General features: G+C 60.0%; 12 protein-coding genes and 2 pseudogenes. 9 read left to right on the top strand and 5 right to left on the bottom strand.

Translation table 11 applies throughout. The features are described 5' to 3' along the window. Window positions 1-10: 10 nt before the first annotated feature. The 3 genes and pseudogenes from ACXHXG_RS15125 to ACXHXG_RS15115 form a co-directional block, all read left to right on the top strand. Window positions 11-1,105 (top strand): tartrate dehydrogenase, encoded by a 1,095-nt coding sequence (locus tag ACXHXG_RS15125; RefSeq protein ID WP_457899795.1) that lies wholly within the window; start codon window positions 11-13, stop codon window positions 1,103-1,105. Next, entirely contained in the window at window positions 1,102-2,367 is a 1,266-nt protein-coding gene (locus ACXHXG_RS15120; protein WP_457899794.1) for a glycerate kinase type-2 family protein, read from the top strand. The genes ACXHXG_RS15125 and ACXHXG_RS15120 overlap by 4 nt, the downstream gene beginning before the upstream one ends. A 402-nt stretch (window positions 2,368-2,769) precedes the next feature. Continuing rightward, a pseudogene (locus ACXHXG_RS15115) lies at window positions 2,770-3,207 on the top strand (helix-turn-helix domain-containing protein); the annotation flags it as partial. On the opposite strand, the pseudogene ACXHXG_RS15110 reads toward ACXHXG_RS15115, so the two are convergent. From ACXHXG_RS15110 to ACXHXG_RS15090, 5 genes and pseudogenes are all read right to left on the bottom strand, one after another. Beyond that, window positions 3,204-3,812 (bottom strand): annotated as a pseudogene (locus ACXHXG_RS15110) (FAD/NAD(P)-binding protein); the annotation flags it as partial. The pseudogenes ACXHXG_RS15115 and ACXHXG_RS15110 overlap by 4 nt on opposite strands. Window positions 3,813-3,935: 123 nt before the next feature. Then, complete coding sequence (locus tag ACXHXG_RS15105; RefSeq protein WP_457899793.1) at window positions 3,936-4,655, bottom strand: gamma-glutamylcyclotransferase; 720 nt, start codon at window positions 4,653-4,655, stop codon at window positions 3,936-3,938. A 162-nt stretch (window positions 4,656-4,817) separates the two neighbouring features. Beyond that, window positions 4,818-6,131, bottom strand: coding sequence for an LLM class flavin-dependent oxidoreductase (locus ACXHXG_RS15100; RefSeq protein ID WP_457899792.1), 1,314 nt, complete (start codon window positions 6,129-6,131; stop codon window positions 4,818-4,820). 18 nt (window positions 6,132-6,149) lie between these two features. Then, on the bottom strand, window positions 6,150-7,157 hold the full coding sequence (locus ACXHXG_RS15095; RefSeq protein WP_457899791.1) for an LLM class flavin-dependent oxidoreductase: 1,008 nt from the start codon (window positions 7,155-7,157) through the stop codon (window positions 6,150-6,152). A 92-nt stretch (window positions 7,158-7,249) separates the two neighbouring features. Continuing rightward, window positions 7,250-7,876 carry a GNAT family N-acetyltransferase gene (locus tag ACXHXG_RS15090; protein ID WP_457899790.1) on the bottom strand — a complete coding sequence of 209 codons (627 nt, stop codon included), beginning with the start codon at window positions 7,874-7,876 and terminating at the stop codon, window positions 7,250-7,252. Window positions 7,877-8,121: 245 nt separating this feature from the next. Between ACXHXG_RS15090 and ACXHXG_RS15085 the strand changes: the two genes are divergently transcribed. From ACXHXG_RS15085 to ACXHXG_RS15060, 6 genes are all read left to right on the top strand, one after another. Then, window positions 8,122-9,123 (top strand): MsnO8 family LLM class oxidoreductase, encoded by a 1,002-nt coding sequence (locus ACXHXG_RS15085; protein ID WP_457899789.1) that lies wholly within the window; start codon window positions 8,122-8,124, stop codon window positions 9,121-9,123. A 44-nt stretch (window positions 9,124-9,167) separates the two neighbouring features. Next, on the top strand, window positions 9,168-10,790 hold the full coding sequence (locus tag ACXHXG_RS15080) for an ABC transporter substrate-binding protein (RefSeq protein WP_457899788.1): 1,623 nt from the start codon (window positions 9,168-9,170) through the stop codon (window positions 10,788-10,790). A gap of 63 nt (window positions 10,791-10,853) precedes the next feature. Next, on the top strand, window positions 10,854-11,870 hold the full coding sequence (locus ACXHXG_RS15075) for an ABC transporter permease (RefSeq protein ID WP_457899787.1): 1,017 nt from the start codon (window positions 10,854-10,856) through the stop codon (window positions 11,868-11,870). A gap of 41 nt (window positions 11,871-11,911) precedes the next feature. Then, complete coding sequence (locus ACXHXG_RS15070; protein WP_457900012.1) at window positions 11,912-12,736, top strand: ABC transporter permease; 825 nt, start codon at window positions 11,912-11,914, stop codon at window positions 12,734-12,736. Continuing rightward, a complete protein-coding gene (locus ACXHXG_RS15065; RefSeq protein WP_457899786.1) occupies window positions 12,733-14,397 on the top strand; it encodes a dipeptide ABC transporter ATP-binding protein in 1,665 nt (554 codons plus the stop codon). Before ACXHXG_RS15070 ends, ACXHXG_RS15065 begins: the two co-directional genes overlap by 4 nt. 46 nt (window positions 14,398-14,443) lie before the next feature. After that, window positions 14,444-15,769 (top strand): NtaA/DmoA family FMN-dependent monooxygenase, encoded by a 1,326-nt coding sequence (locus ACXHXG_RS15060; RefSeq protein WP_457899785.1) that lies wholly within the window; start codon window positions 14,444-14,446, stop codon window positions 15,767-15,769. The last annotated feature ends 32 nt before the right edge of the window (window positions 15,770-15,801 follow it).

Below are 15,801 nucleotides of genomic sequence, written 5' to 3'. Positions count from 1 at the left end.
GAGAAATACCATGCGTGAATACAAGATTGCAGCCATTCCCGCCGATGGTATCGGCCCGGAAGTAATCGCAGCAGGATTGCAGGTTCTGGAAGCACTGGAAAAGCGCAGCGGCGACTTCAAGATCCACGCCGAGACCTTCGATTGGGGCTCGGACTATTACAAGAAGCATGGCGTCATGATGCCGGCTGACGGACTTGATACGCTGAAGAAGTTCGATGCGATCTACTTCGGCGCCGTTGGTGCACCGGATGTGCCGGACCACATCACGCTCTGGGGCTTGCGGCTGCCGATCTGCCAGGGCTTCGATCAATATGCCAACGTTCGCCCGACCAAGATTCTGCCTGGCATCACCCCGCCGCTGCGCAATTGCGGGCCGGGCGATCTGGACTGGGTCATCGTGCGCGAAAACTCCGAAGGCGAATATTCCGGCCATGGCGGGCGTGCTCACAGAGGCCTGCCTGAGGAAGTGGGAACCGAAGTCGCGATCTTCACCCGTGTCGGCGTCACCCGCATCATGCGATACGCGTTCAAGCTCGCCCAGTCCCGCCCCCGCAAGCTGCTGACCGTCGTAACCAAATCGAACGCACAGCGCCACGGTATGGTCATGTGGGACGAGATCGCCGCGGAAGTGTCAAAGGAATTTCCGGACGTCACCTGGGACAAGATGCTGGTCGATGCCATGACGGTGCGCATGACGCTCAAGCCGCAGAGCCTCGATACGATCGTCGCGACCAACCTTCATGCCGACATCCTTTCGGACCTTGCAGGCGCGCTTGCAGGTTCGCTCGGCGTCGCCCCCACCGGCAATATCGATCCGGAACGCCGTTTCCCGTCGATGTTTGAACCTATCCACGGATCGGCCTTCGATATCACCGGCAAGGGCATCGCCAATCCGATCGCAACCTTCTGGACTGCGGCCCAGATGCTGGAGCATCTCGGCGAGCGGGAGGCCTCCGCAAGGCTGCTTGGCGCGGTCGAACGGGTAACCGAAGCCGGCATCCTCACCCCCGACGTCGGCGGAACCGCCACGACGCAGCAGGTTACGGATGCCGTCTGCGCGGCCATTGCCGGCTCTAACATCCTGAAGATGGCTGCTGCAGAATGAACTGGGACGACACGTCCGCCCGAAGCGCGCTGCGCCGAATGTTCGACGCAGCGGTCGCGAGCGCCGATCCGGTAAAGGTTGTTGCGCGGCATCTTCCCGAGCGCCCGAGCGGCCGCTGCATCGTCGTCGGCGCCGGTAAGGCATCCGCTGCAATGGCCGCGGCATTGGACATCGCTTGGTCGGACGTCGATTTGTCCGGCATTGTTGTCACCCGCTACGGCCATGCAGTGCCGGCCGGCCGCATCGACATCATCCAGGCATCCCATCCGGTTCCGGATGAAATGAGCGTCGAAGCCGCCATGCGCATCCTGGGATGCGTGCGAGACCTTGGGCCGGACGACCTGGTCGTCGCCCTCATCTCGGGGGGAGGATCGTCACTGATGGTCTCGCCGGCAGGCGACATGACACTGGCGGACAAGAAAATCGTCAACCAGGCACTGCTTGCCAGCGGCGCGACCATTTCGGAGATGAATACCGTCCGCAAGCAGCTTTCCGGCATCAAGGGCGGACGCCTCGCACAGGTCGCCTATCCGGCCCGTGTTGTCACATTGCTCATCTCCGATGTGCCGGGGGATGATCCATCGGAAATCGCCTCCGGTCCAACGGTCGCCAACGAAACGACGGTGGAGGATGCGAGGGAGATCGTCTCGCGCTATCGCCTGGCACTCCCCGCCGCTGCACAGGACCTGCTGGACCGGGGAGGTTACGCGTATCCAGGCCCAATGAACTCGGAAGTCCGGCTGATTGCGTCCCCATCCGTGGCGCTGGAAGCTGCGGCGAATGCGGCCCGCACTGCCGGACTTCGACCACTCGTGTTAGGGGACGCCGTGCAGGGAGAGGCCAAGGAGGCCGGCACCGTCTTCGCGGGCATTGCACTTTCGGCGCGCAAGAAGGGACTGCCGATCGCAGGGCCCGCCGTGCTTCTTTCTGGAGGAGAAACGTCCGTATCGCTTGCCGCCGATTCATCGGGCCGCGGAGGCCGTAACACGGAATTCCTGCTCAGCCTCGCCATCGGCCTGAATGGGGCCGAGAACGTCTGGGCGATTGCCGGCGATACTGACGGGATAGACGGCGTCGAGGACGCAGCAGGAGCAATCATATCACCCGACACCATAGTCCGCATGCGCCAGGCCGGCATCAATCCTCGCTCGGCTCTTGCGCGACATGACAGCTATACGGCGTTCAATGCGATCGGTGACCTCGTTATCACGGGCCCAACACTTACGAATGTCAACGACATTCGTGCAATTCTAATCGGATGAAACCGTTGTATCATTCGCAGCAATCGCCGAGCCGAGATCGTCGCGACGGTCGGGGCGACCCAGCTCTGAAAATCCTACCGACTGCAGGCAACCGCTAAAGATACCCAATCCATATGAAAGGCACATGGCGTCTAGACGACATGTGCCGAGGACCTCTGCGCATCGATGTTGGAAGCGTTTGATGGCCTGATAGACGAGTAGCGCTTCTGAAGCGACAAATCGGGCCATTTGCCAATATCTTGGTTTATACTTTGGTCAGTAAGTCGCATGCAACATGGCGGCTGCCACATACAAAACCTAAGCATTACTCGGGTGATGCATCTTAGATGCCCGACCTGAGAGATAGGTGACGTTTTGTACCGGAGACATGGGTGACACTTTTCGCTTTGGCGGGAGGTGTTGATGCCGTGGAGAGAGACTTCGGTTATGGAGGAACGTCTTCGATTTGTCGCCCGTCTGCTTGAGGGCGAAGGCATGAGCGATGTGTGCCGTGCGTTCGGCATCTCGCGCAAGACCGGTTACAAGATCTTCAACCGTTACAAGGACGAGGGGTTGGAGGCCCTGACGGATCGATCACGTCGGCCGGTGCGCTATGCCAATCAGTTGCCCGAGCCGGTCGAGGCGATGATCGTGCGGCTCAAGAAGGACAAGCCGCATTGGGGTGCGCGTAAGATCCGCGAGTTATTGGTCAGGAAGCTTGCCGGCGATATACGTGTGCCCGCCAAAAGCACGGTGCATGCCGTTCTCGACCGGCACGGGCTGGTCGCTCATGCCCGCAAGCGGCAACGCCATCGAGCCGAGGGAACGGCCTTATCCCAGGCGCTCATGCCGAACGATCTGTGACGGTGGATGTTCCACCAGGGCAACACATGGCGTAGAAAGCGGCGGCGCTCAGTGTCCGGCAATCTCAACCACAGAGCCTGCGGGCGTAAGCCATCCATGACCCTGCGCCAGCGACTGATCGAACGGTAATTTGGCATTTCCGACGCCAAGACAAAGGACGAAGCTTCGGCCGGCAATCTCATCGCCGTTGTCTAGAAAAAACCGAGCGCGGCACTGTACCGCTCAACACATCCGCTAGCCTTTGCCTTGATGAAATCAACCCGGCAGCGGCGCTTCCCGTTGCGCAGAAGGGCGGCTAAGCTGTCGCGTATATATAGTCCATAATCCTGTATGGAAGCGAAGTCTCCCCCATGCAATGGCCGCTTATGCTCACGCAGCCATTCGACAAACGCATCCGGACGGTCCGGAAAGAGGCTCATACGTCCGGCAGGCACATTCAAGCGATGTAGATAAAGCTCGGTGCGATAAGCCGTTCCGCGCCCAAATCCGGGATCGTCGCCGACAATGGCGATGGATGCTGTTTCCGGGAGCAGCTCGCCGAGGTTGCAGACTGTGGCGATAGCGGAAAAGCCAGAGCCCACAACAACGGCATCATAGATCATCGCTTGTCCTCTACGCTTTCGGACGGGCGGGAGAATTGCCGATGCCCCCGTTCGTCTGATCTAGGGCATGCGAATCTCCGATCCAATATGGGAGGGTTCCGTCACGGGGGTGCTAACTTCGTCCTATGCGCTCCCACTCACGAGGCGGACATGGTCTGTCACGCTTTCCAATTCGTGGATAGCCCTAAGCTCACTGGCAACGAGCTTCTGAAGTCTCCACAGGTTGAGGTCCCGAATCCCCCAGGCCTCGAGATGTTTGACCGTCAAATAGAGATATTCGGCACATGACCCTCTGGCACCGCACGCCCTTGCCAATATGCCTGCTACCGCCTCCAGTGACAGTTTGGAAGCAACATGCCCTCCCTTTGGATCCGCCCAGAAGACCAAAGCACGCACAGGACCTTGCTCGGTCTGTACGCGGATCCACCTTATGGTGGACGAGTCTTCGAGGGTGCCGATTTCACGGCGAAGCATGCGTCGGATCTGACCCAGGCGATCACCGTCATCCAATCTGAATGCGACGGCCTTGCAGTACCCACCTCGCTTCAATGCAAGCATGAGCCCCGGCTGCGTCAGCGATCCTCGCCATCGCGTCATGCGAAGACAGAACGAGCGATGCCAACCCTTGACTGTTCCGACACGTGCTTCCACTGCATCGAAATCAGGCTTCCAGATCAGCGAGCCGTAGGCGAATACCCAAAGCGCATCGCCTTGCGATTCCTGGTCCAGCCGCTCGGCGATTGCTTCCAGTTCCCCATCCGTGATCGGTATGCGCAGCGGGTCAGGGCCTGGGTCGATCTCGTCTCGCAAGCTTAGAGTTACCAATTCATCCGTCAGATCCATCTGGGATTGGCCTGCCACGACTTCGGCGCGTCGTCGAACCACCCGCCTACCTCCGCCCATGGCTAGCCAATGTTCGACTCCCCGCCGAGTTTGCCCGCTGAAACCCTCTGTGATGCGGACGACTCAAGGCTACCCGGCAAGCGTCTGCGAGAGCGCCATCGTTCATAGCACTGCCGCCAAGCCTGATGAGGCAGCCGCTGGCAACTGTTTAGGCAAACCAAGCTTGCCCCGGAGCGTCTCTTCTCCGTACTCGGTACGATAGACCCCCCGCTCCTGCAAAAGCGGCACGACTTTTTCCACGAATTCGTCAAAGCCGCCGGGGGTCAAATGAGGCGCAAAGACGAATCCATCGGCCGCGTCTGCCTGCACATGGCGATTGATCTCGTCCGCAATACCATCCGGTGTTCCGACAAAATGCTGGCGCGCAGTGACACGAATGGCCAACTGGCGAATGCTAAGACGATCACGATCGGCAATTTCACGCCAAAGGCGCGCCGTCTCCAACCGGCTCTTGATATCCTGATTGCTCGCTCGCCCCTGGGCGAGGCGCGAATCGGAAACATCGGGTTCGATCTCCGGCAACGGCCCTTCCGGATCGTAGCTCGATAGGTCGCGGTTCCAGACTTGTTCCAGAAACACGATCGCATTCTTCGGGCTGACCTGCTGGAGGCGGATCGCGTTCAGTTTTTCCTCCGCATCCTTCTTCGTATCACCGATTACGAAGTGAGCCCCGGGGAGGATTTTGAGAGCGTCCGCGCTGCGGCCGTATTTCGCCAGCCGCTTTTTCACGTCCGCGTAGAAGGCCTGTCCCGCCTCGAGCGAGCCATGCCGGGAATAGATGAGGTCCGCGTGACTGGCCGCCAATTCCCTACCCTCGTCCGAATCTCCGGCCTGGGCGATCACTGGCGCGCCTTGCGGCAAGGGCGCCAGCCCAGACCATCCGGAGATGTCGAAGTGTTTGGAGCGGACCGAAAACTCGCCACCCCTCCATATCGCCCATGCCGCTTCGATGAACTCGCGCGCGCGTTCGTAGCGTTCGCCATGCGGCAGGTGATCGCCGCGGCGGAAGTTCGCGCCGGTAAAGGCGCCCGGCGAGGTGACAACGTTCCAGCCAGCCCGGCCGCCGGACAATATATCGAGCGTCGCCAATTGGCGGGCGAGCGCGTAAGGTTCGTTGAAGGTCGTCGTCAGGGTACCGATCAAGCCGACATGCTCGGTAATGGATGCAAGAGCTGTCAGAATCGCCAGCGTATTCGGTCGGCCGGCAACGTCCAGCTCATGAAATCGGTCTTTCTGCTCGCGGATGCGCAGCCCCTCGGCCAGGAAGATGAAATCGAATTTGCCGCGCTCCACGGTTTCGGCGAAATGTCGGAACGACGAAAATTCGATCTGGCTTCCTGCCGCCGGATCGCTCCAGACGGTGAAATTGTTGACGCCCGGAAACTGCGCGCCGAGAATGACCTGCTTTTTAGCCATGGACTGCTCCCTTGAAACTCACGCCGCCGCCGTAAACCGATTGGCCGCTAGGGGCAGGCCAAACCGATCTCGAAGCGAGCCGCCGGCTGCGGCACGGACTGGAAAGGCCGCTCTCAATGCAGGCAAAAGCTCGCTGCCGAGATAAGCCACTTGCTCTGCCGGATCGGCGAGCAACAGGCGAATACCGTTGATGCCCGATCGGGCCAGCCCGGCGAATTGCGCCACCAGTTCAGCAGTTGTTTGCCTCGCGGCCTCAAGGGTGACGTCGACAATAAAGGCTCTTGTCTTGCTGCTGGCAAAGCTGCGGATCTTTTCAGCCGCGTCTCCGATGCTCGCTGCCTCCAGGCGCAGAAAGACGATATCAGCCGCCGTCGCGGCGAGAAGATCTTCGTCCTGGCGATAGGTCACAGCAATCACAGGCTGACCTTGCGGCGGCCGAGGGGTAATGGAGGGGCCGAGAATATCGAATCCCGTCCCTTTGAAATTGACGTAATGCAGCTTGGAGCCATCGAGAAAGCGCTGGCTCTCCTTGTCGCGGATGATCGTTCCATCTTCCCAACTATCCCATAGAAGCCGGATGACCTCGATCGCATCGCGTATGTCCTGATCCAGAGCCGTGGCTTGCGCCGGCGGGAAGCCATCAAGTTCGCCGAGCGCATGCTTGGCTTGTGCTGCCTGGGCTCCACGATATTGCTGCACAAGCAACCCTGCCCTGCCGCCGCTGACGAAGTCCAAGGTCGCGATCGCGGTCGAGACGTGAAATGGTTCCAGGAAACTGACGGGTGCGCCGGCGATGATGCCGATATTGCGGCTGAGCGGCGCAAGCCAATTGGCAAGCAGCACGGCATCCAGACCATCGCCCTCGGCGCGTGCGAATCCATCATCGAGCGTCACAAAATCGACAGCCTCGTCTATCTGCGCGATGAGAGCTTGCCAATGATCGCGCTGGTCTTCGCGCCTGTTGCCGGAACGTGCGGCGACATCAAACCCGACGCCGACAGTCAGGCCATTTGCATTGGTGGTCATGTAAGCTCCTGTCTTGTCACGATCTAAAGCCAAACTATCGTCCCGGCGCTTCGCTTTGGATGAGGCGATCGCATCTCTGGTTTTCGGAAGCCTCAGGCAGCGGAGGTCTCGTACGCCGCCAGACGCGCGGTGATCTTCTGTTCCTGTGTGGCTTTCAGCGCCGACACGCGCGCCGTCGCCTCCTCGAAAGAGGCTGCAGGCGGATAGATCGGTGTCGAACCGATCTTGCCTGCCTTTGCGCCGATCAGCTTTTCAAACGGCAGGGAGCGATAATAGACGGGATCCGCAGTCACATCGAAAAGCGGGCGATAGCCGAGCGAAACATAGAGCGCGACAGCCTCCGGCTGGCGGAAACCGGTCGTCAGATAGGCGCGGGTGTAGCCGAGTTCCGCGGCGCTTTCCTCAAGCGCAATTACGATTCGCCGACCGAGCCCCTGACGGCGTAGCGCCGGATGTGTCCATATGCGCTTGAACTCAGCCGTTTCGTCATCGTGGCTCATGAAGGCACCGCCGGCGATCGTTTCGCCGTCGCGTTGCAGCAGGAGAAAATCGCCGAGCGGCGGAGAAAACAACGCGACGGGGTAGCGCAGGATTTCCATGCGCGCGCCACCCGGTCGGCTCGCGGCGCCGTACCTGCCGTCATATTCGCTCACCAGCCCTTCGATCAGCGGCTGAACTGCCGGCTCCAGAAGAGAAGAACGGACAATGATATCGGTCATAGGAACGCCTCCAAATGGTACCTGAAGGCTGTCCGGAGATAGCGCATAATCGGGATATCCGTCCCGTCGCTCTCTCGATGCCGCTCAGTGCTTCACGCTCTTAGGATGCATGATTGCCGGAGGGCTTCGCACGGCATGATCTTTTATTGTGCAGTCGACGATTGAAACATCATTGCTCGATTTAGTAGTACATTAAAAATATAGATTAACAAGATTGATATTGCCGCCAACCGCCAAGAGGACGGATGTCTTACACCTTGAGTTTTCTCGACAAGAGTCCGATTGATGGGCCCGAGCGTGCATCGCAAGCATTGCAGCGCAGTTTGGCGCTCGCCAAACGCGCCGAAGAGCTGGGCTACCGGCGCTTCTGGGTAGCGGAGCACCATAACTCCGCCAAACTCGCAAGCTCTTCCCCCGAAGTATTGATCGGTTTTCTGCTGGCGCATACGCACCGCATCCATATTGGCTCCGGCGGCGTGATGCTCCAACACTACAGCGCATACAAGGTTGCGGAAAACTTCAATCTCCTTTCGGCTCTCGCACCAGGACGCGTCGATCTTGGCGTCGGAAAAGCGCCGGGCGGCTTGCCGCTTTCGACCGCTGCTCTTCAGAAAGCCTATGATCCCACGCGCAAACCATCGTTCGAAGCGCAGTTGGCCGAGCTGGATGGCTTCTTGCGCCATGAACAAGATAATGAACGCACCACTGAGGACCTAGCCGCCTTTCCCGCGCCCGACCTGCCGCCAGGTCGCTTCCTGCTCGGAGCAAGTCCGGAAAGCGCGAAATTAGCCGCTCATCTAGGCTGGAACTATGTCTACGCGGGCCACATCCACGGTGATGATGACGCGATTTCGCAATCGCTTTCGGCCTATCTGCAGGCGGGTGGCGGTACGGTGCTGCTTGCGGTCAGTGTCGTGACGGCTCAGACAACCTCGCTCGCTGAAAGCCTTTTGGGCGACACGCGCCGCTTCCGCCTTGAGATCAAGGATGGACAAGGGGTCAATGTCGGCAGCCGTGAACAGGCTCTGGAATATGTCCGCCAGGCGGGCGCAACCGACTATCGAATCGAGGAGAGAAGCCCGCGCGTCATCCGCGGAACGCCCACCGACGTCCATACGGAGCTGCAGCGCCTGCACAGGAGATTCGGCATCGATGAATTCGTCATCGACTGCCCACTTTCCGAGGGTGCTCATCGTCTAAACACCATCGAGCTCCTGGCGGGCGCACGCGGGGCCGTCGCGGCCTGACTGGCTCGGCCTCTCACAGATTTTTCACAAGGAGACATCCATCAATGCTTATTCGCAGACATTTTCTGGGCCTGACCGCCGCCATGCTCGCAACCTCTGCGCTGCCTGGCCTTTCTATTGCTGCGGATGGCACGCCGATCAGTGGCGGCAAACTGACGTGGGGCGTCGAGACGGAACCGGCCACGCTCAATCCGCAGCTCAACGGCCAGGACAAGACCAAGCTGCTGTTGCGCAATGCCTATGAGTCGCTGCTGGCGCGCAGCGCAGATGGCGGCTACGTTCCTTGGCTGGCAACTGAATATAATATCTCCGACGACGGCAAGACGTATACATTCAAGCTTCGCGATGATGTGACCTTCACCGACGGTCAGAAATTCGATGCCCAGGCCGTCATCACCAATTTCACCAAGCTCAAGGATCCGGCTTATAGCGGCAGCGTGAGCGCGGGTCCGGTCTCCCGCATCGTCGAGGCGAAAGCCTTGGACGACTACACCGTCTCCTTCACCTTGAACCAGGTCTATGCACCCTTCCTCGATTATGCAGCGAACCTGGAACTTCTTTCGCCGTCGGCCTTTGCATCGACGCAACTAAAATCCGGTGGACCCGAGATCGCGGGAACCGGTCCCTTCATCTTGAAGCGCTATGCCAAGGGACAAGACATCCAGTTCGTCAGGAATTCAGCCTACCACTGGGCGCCCAAGACGGCCGCTCATCAGGGACCAGCCTATCTGGATGAGGTGACCTATCGTTTCCTGTCCGAATCCTCCGTGCGAACGGGAGCGCTTTCGTCCGGACAGGTCTACGTGATCGAGGGGATCGCCGGCAACGATGCCAGCCTCTTCAAGGACAATCCGGATTTCAGTTATCAGACGGCGCTCAATACTGGCACGCCCTATTCGCTTTTCCTCAATGTCACCTGGGGACCGACCGAAGATATCAAGGTGCGCAAGGCCCTGATCGCCGCCATCGACGTCGATGCGGTTCTGAAAGCGGTCTATCGCGGCGAACGTACTCGCGCATGGGGCATAACATCGCCGATCGACCCACAATTCTATGACAAGAGCATCGAGGCAAGCTACGGTCCCGACCCGAAACTCGCCAACACATTGCTCGACGAAGCAGGCTGGACAGCTCGCGACGCGGACGGCTTTCGCACCAAGGACGGCAAGCGGCTGACCATCGAAGTCATCCAGGCACAGGCGACCGTGCGCGATCAGCGTGACGTGCTGCTGCAGGCCCTGCAGGCACAGGCGCGACAGAACGCCGGCATCGATCTCAAGATCGTCTTCGTGGACGCGGGCACCTATACCGATCGACGCAAGACCGGGCAATTCGGCTCAATCGCCAACTCCAATACGCCGACGGATGCGATCGACATCGAGTATCACTATCTGCCTCTCGATAAGGGCGGCAGCATCAATTACAGCCGCGCCTTCGCGCCCGAACTGTCGCAGTGGCTGAATGAGGCCGCTTCGACGCTGGACCAGAAGAAGCGCTTCGATCTGTACTCGAAGCTGCAGCGTTTCGCGGTTCTCGACCAGGCCTATGCCCTGCCGCTTTACGAACCGGAGGATCAGGTCGCGGCGGCAAGCTATGTGAAGGGCATCAGCTTCCGGCCCTTCAAGCAATTGCCGGAGAGCGCCTACGACATCTGGCGCAGCGAATAAACCGTCCCGTCAACCCGTCCTCGGCGGCGCAAGCAGTCGAGGACAATGCAGGAGCGATCGATCATGAGTGCTGACGATACGACGGCCTTCGACCAGACCCCTTCGGCCTGGCTGTCGCGTCGACGCCGGTTGACGCGCAACGGCCTTGCATCACAGATCCTGGTCCGCATCGGGTCGGCCATCGCGGTCCTGTGGGCCGCGATAACGCTGAGCTTCATCAGCCTGCATCTCGCGCCGGGCGACATTGTCAACCTGCTGATCGGTGAGCAATTGCGGACACCTGAAGTGGAGGCCGCCATTCGCATTGAATGGGGATTGGACAAGCCGCTACTGACGCAATACCTGACCTATCTGCTGCGTGTTCTGCATGGCGATTTCGGACGTTCCTACATCCTGCAGACGGATGTTTCCGGTCTCGTGCTCTCACAGATGCTGCCGACGCTCAAGTTGACCGCGGCGGCCCTCGTCGTGGCGGTGGTGTTCGCCGTTGCCAGTGCTCTTTTGACCGCCGGCAAACGGCTGCCCCACAGCATCGCAGGCAGTCTTGAACTTATCCTCATCTCGACGCCCTCCTTCTGGCTCGGCATTCTGCTGCTGTTCGTCTTTTCCTTCACGCTGAAGCTCTTTCCGGTCGCTGGCGATCGGACGTTTTCAGCGCTGGTCCTGCCGGCCCTGTCGCTTGGTCTGTCGCTCGGCGCCGTCGTCGGACAGGTGCTGCGCGAGGGACTTGAGCGTGCCCTGGAAGAACCCTTCGTTCTGACGGTCCGGAGCTGGGGTGTCGGCGATTTCGTCTTGAGGCTACGCCACGGCCTGCGTCACGCAGCACTTCCCGCCGTGACGCTCGCCGGCTGGCTCGTCGGCAATCTGCTATCGGGCGCGGTCATCACGGAAGCTGTATTCGGCAGGCCCGGATTGGGTCGTATCACGGTCGACGCCGTTCTGGCGCACGACCTGCCCGTCGTGCTTGCGGTCGCCATCCTCTCGGCCTTCATCTATGTCGTCCTCAGCACGCTGGTCGACGTGCTGTATCTGCTGCTCGACCCTCGTCTTCGTAATGATAACGTGGAGGCGGGCCATTGAGTGTCTCTTCCTCTCCACAGCAAGAAACCGATCGGCGCCATCTGAGGCTTCACACGCGGTTCGCAAATCCCGGGCTCAACCTTTCCATCATTTTCCTGCTGCTCGTGGCGGTCGCCACCATCTGGCCGCAAATTCTGACTGCCGCCAATCCGATTGCCGCCGACCCTTTGCAATCCCAGTTGCCGCCATCGGCCGAACATTGGTTCGGCACGGATCATCTGGGAAGAGATGTCTTCTCGCGCGTGGTTTACGGAGCGCGCTACTCCATTTTGATCGGCGTCAGCGCCGTTACCATTGCCGCAATCGTCGGGGCTTTTCTTGGGCTTCTGTCCGGCCTGGCCAGAGGCCTTCTGGATGAAGCCATCTCGCGCTTTCTGGATGTGATTTCGTCGTTCCCGGACCTGCTGCTCGCTCTCGTCCTGATCTCGTTCACCGGGCCTGGCACGGTCAATCTCATCTTCGCGCTCGGTGTCGCCTCCGTGCCGCGTTTCGCAAGGGTCGTGCGCGCGCAAACCTTCGTGATCGCCAAAAGCGGTTACGTCGAACAGGCGAGAACCTTCGGGCTGATACGCAGCGTGCTGGTGATCCGCCATATTCTCCCGCATGCATTGGCCCAGGTTCCCATTCTGGCAACGATAGGGCTCGGCACGACGATCATTCAGGCAGCGGGCCTGAGCTTTCTCGGTATGGGGCCACAGCCTCCTGCCCCGGAGTGGGGAGCGATGCTGGCGGAGGCACGCAATTATCTCCGCGTGGCGTGGTGGATCGGCGTCTGGCCCGGTCTTACCATCACGCTGACGGTCATCTCCATAAGCGTGCTTGGAAAACGCTGGCAACTGGCGTTCGAAGGCAGGAGGCTATCGTGACCACCGTGCTCGACATTCGCAATCTCACAATCGGGTTTCCTCGGGATGGCCGCGACAACAGGGTCGTCCATGGGATCGACCTGAGGATCAACAGGGGCGAAGCCGTCGCCCTTGTCGGAGAATCCGGCTCAGGCAAATCGGTGACGGCGCGCTCGATCATCGGCCTGGTCGGTGTGGGCGCAGTCGTTGGCGCGGATCGCTTCGATATAGACGGAAGCGATGTCCGCGACTTCGATGATAGGCAATGGCAGCGACTTCGCGGTGAAAAGATTGGCTTCGTTCTTCAGGATGCGCTGGTCTCTCTCGATCCGTTGAGACGAATTTCGCAGCAATTGTCGGACGCCTTTGGCGGACGCGGCCTTTTTCGCCGACCCAATCGACACGAAGACAGCCGCCTCCTACTGCAGTCGGTCGGCATCCCCGATCCAGATCGCCGGCTGCCGCAATATCCGCACCAGCTCTCTGGCGGCTTGCGCCAGCGTGCCCTCATCGCAACGGCTATAGCCCGTGGACCGTCACTGTTGATTGCCGACGAGCCAACGACCGCGCTGGATGCGACCGTTCAGAAACAGATACTCGATTTGCTGGCCGAACGTCGAAAGGCCGGCCATACGCTCCTCCTGATCAGTCATGATCTCGCCGTCGTCTCCCATCTTGCCGATCGTGTGCTTGTCATGAACAGCGGACGGATCGTCGAGGCAGGTCCGGCGGAACAGATACTAAGACGACCTAAACATCCCTATACGCAGCAATTGCTGGATGCCGTGCCATCCGCCAGCTCAAGGGGATTCCGTTTATCTCCAGCGACAGCAGCGAATTTGCGGGCGACACCAGCGCAGCAGCACTCCCAGACTGGTGACCGCTCCAGGATTCCCCTGCCGACAAAGTCGATCGATCATCAGGTCCACATTCTGTCGGCTCGCAACCTCATTAAACGCTACGGCGGATCGGGCGGTATTTTTGTCGTCAACGATGTATCCTTCGATCTTGCTGCAGGCGAAGCCCTCGGCATCGTTGGTGAGTCCGGCTCCGGCAAGACGACCGTTGCGAAAATCGTTCTTGGCCTGGCGGAACCAGATAGCGGAACGGTCTACCTCGACGGCGAGCGCTGGAGTAGGGTCCCCGAGAAAGAACGCCGTCACAGGCGCGCAAGCATGCAACTGATCGCACAGGATGCCCTCAGTTCCTTCGATCCCCGCTATACGGTTGAAAGAATCGTCGGCGAAAGCCTCGATAGCGTCGGCGTCTTTGGCGCCGCACGCCGCCAGCGCGTGCTTGAAGTGCTGGACGCGGTCCGTCTCGGCGAGGCGCTCCTGAAGCGTCATCCGCGCGAGCTTTCCGGCGGCCAGCGCCAGCGTGTCGCCATCGCGCGCGCCTTTGCGCCGCGTCCGCGGCTTCTTGTAGCCGACGAGCCGGTCAGTGCGCTCGACGTATCTGTGCAGGCGCAGGTGCTGGATCTGCTGGCCGAACTTCAGGCCGCATCCGGAACCTCGCTCCTATTCATCTCTCACGATCTTGGCGTCGTCCATCACCTGACCGATCGTGTTCTCGTGATGAAGGAGGGCCGGATCGTCGAAGCAGGCGCGGTGGAAGATGTCTTCGCCAGTCCGCGTCACAATTACACGCGCGCTCTGCTGGAGGCGGTTCCGGCTTTGACCTGAGAGGCGCGATCCGAGGCATGCTTTCGAACCATCAAGGAAATTCGCCATGACCAACAATCGCACCCGACGCCTGAAAACCCTGACCGGAGCAGGCAGCGTCATTTCAGCCGGCAACGACACAAATCCGGTCACAGGCATAAAGCGCGCCGTCGAGCTCGCTCGCAAGGCCGAAGCAGAAAAGATCACCGGGCTGTTTACCGCGGATCTTCTCCACATCGACCCCGCGGGGCTTGCGGGAACCGCAGGGATACAGGAACCGATCGTTGCGCTTGCCGCCTTGAGCCAGGTGACCTCTCAGATCGGTCTGATCGCCACGGTCTCCACCACCTTCCATTATCCTTACAATCTGGCCCGCCAGATTGGCACGCTGGACCATACGAGCGGCGGACGCGCTGGCTGGAATGCCGTGACCTCCTCGGTCGGCGAAGAGAATTTCGGCGAGACACTGCCAAGTCCGGAGGAGCGTTACGAGCGGGCTGCCGAGTTTATCGAAATCGTCAATGCGCTTTATGATGCCAACGAACGCAACGCGGCCGAGCGCAAGGCATCCGGCGCGATTGGCATCGATCCGACGAAATTTCATTCGATCGACTACCGCGGCAAACACTTTAAAGTCGAAGGTCCTCTGAACGTGCCGCCTTTGCCACAGGGTCGCCCTGTTCAATTTCAGGCCGGACAGTCCGAGGCAGGGGTGAGCGTTGGTGCACGATATGCCGAGGTGGTTTATACCTCTCAGCCCAAACTCGAGGACGCCATCGCTTTTGCGACGGAGTTACGAAAGCGGGCAACGAGTTTCGGACGTGCGGGCGCCCTGCCCTTCATCATGAATTCCTTCCATTCAGTCATCGGCGACTCTGACGCAGACGTCGCAAGGCGCCTGAAGGAAAAGCACGAGCGGATCGATTACGAACAGGGGCGCCTCAAGCTAGCCGACATGCTTGGTGGAAACCTTGATCTTTCCGACTTGCCGCTGGACAAGCCCTTGCCGGAAACCCTGCTGCCGGAAGTCACCAGTATCAATCGCCGGCGGGGCCGAGTGGAGATTTTCCGGCGTTATGCCCGTGAAGGGCTGACTTTGCGAGAACTTATCATCCAGGCCCAGGAAACTGGACACTGGTCCGTTGCCGGCACACCGGAGCAATTGGCCGACGCGATCGAGGAGCGTTTCCGCGCAGGCGTTCTGGATGTCCTGTCTCTACATGGCTTTGGCAATCCCGATCAGGAGGACCTGCTTGTGAACGGGCTATTGCCGGAATTGCGGAGGCGTGCGCTCATCGACACAGACTATGTCGGGGACGATTTTCGCTCGAATTTGGAGCTTCCGCCTTACACAGCCTCGAACGGGACCTTCAGCTCGGCAAAACGCGCCTGATCTGGGAATATGATTTCGGCTCACACTCATCC

Source organism: Rhizobium sp. LEGMi-198b (assembly GCF_054114205.1).
This window is presented reverse-complemented; position numbering and strand designations above follow the sequence as displayed.

What these genes read in the sequence shown, in the direction of transcription:
- ACXHXG_RS15125 (WP_457899795.1), top strand. Translation starts at nt 11, where the DNA reads ATGCGTGAATACAAGATTGCAGCCATTCCCGCCGATGGTATCGGCCCG.
- ACXHXG_RS15095 (WP_457899791.1), bottom strand. Translation starts at nt 7,157, where the DNA reads ATGACCACCAATGCAAATGGCCTGACTGTCGGCGTCGGGTTTGATGTC.
- ACXHXG_RS15090 (WP_457899790.1), bottom strand. Translation starts at nt 7,876, where the DNA reads ATGACCGATATCATTGTCCGTTCTTCTCTTCTGGAGCCGGCAGTTCAG.
- ACXHXG_RS15085 (WP_457899789.1), top strand. Translation starts at nt 8,122, where the DNA reads ATGTCTTACACCTTGAGTTTTCTCGACAAGAGTCCGATTGATGGGCCC.
- ACXHXG_RS15080 (WP_457899788.1), top strand. Translation starts at nt 9,168, where the DNA reads ATGCTTATTCGCAGACATTTTCTGGGCCTGACCGCCGCCATGCTCGCA.
- ACXHXG_RS15120 (WP_457899794.1), top strand. Translation starts at nt 1,102, where the DNA reads ATGAACTGGGACGACACGTCCGCCCGAAGCGCGCTGCGCCGAATGTTC.
- ACXHXG_RS15105 (WP_457899793.1), bottom strand. Translation starts at nt 4,655, where the DNA reads ATGGATCTGACGGATGAATTGGTAACTCTAAGCTTGCGAGACGAGATC.
- ACXHXG_RS15075 (WP_457899787.1), top strand. Translation starts at nt 10,854, where the DNA reads ATGAGTGCTGACGATACGACGGCCTTCGACCAGACCCCTTCGGCCTGG.
- ACXHXG_RS15100 (WP_457899792.1), bottom strand. Translation starts at nt 6,131, where the DNA reads ATGGCTAAAAAGCAGGTCATTCTCGGCGCGCAGTTTCCGGGCGTCAAC.
- ACXHXG_RS15060 (WP_457899785.1), top strand. Translation starts at nt 14,444, where the DNA reads ATGACCAACAATCGCACCCGACGCCTGAAAACCCTGACCGGAGCAGGC.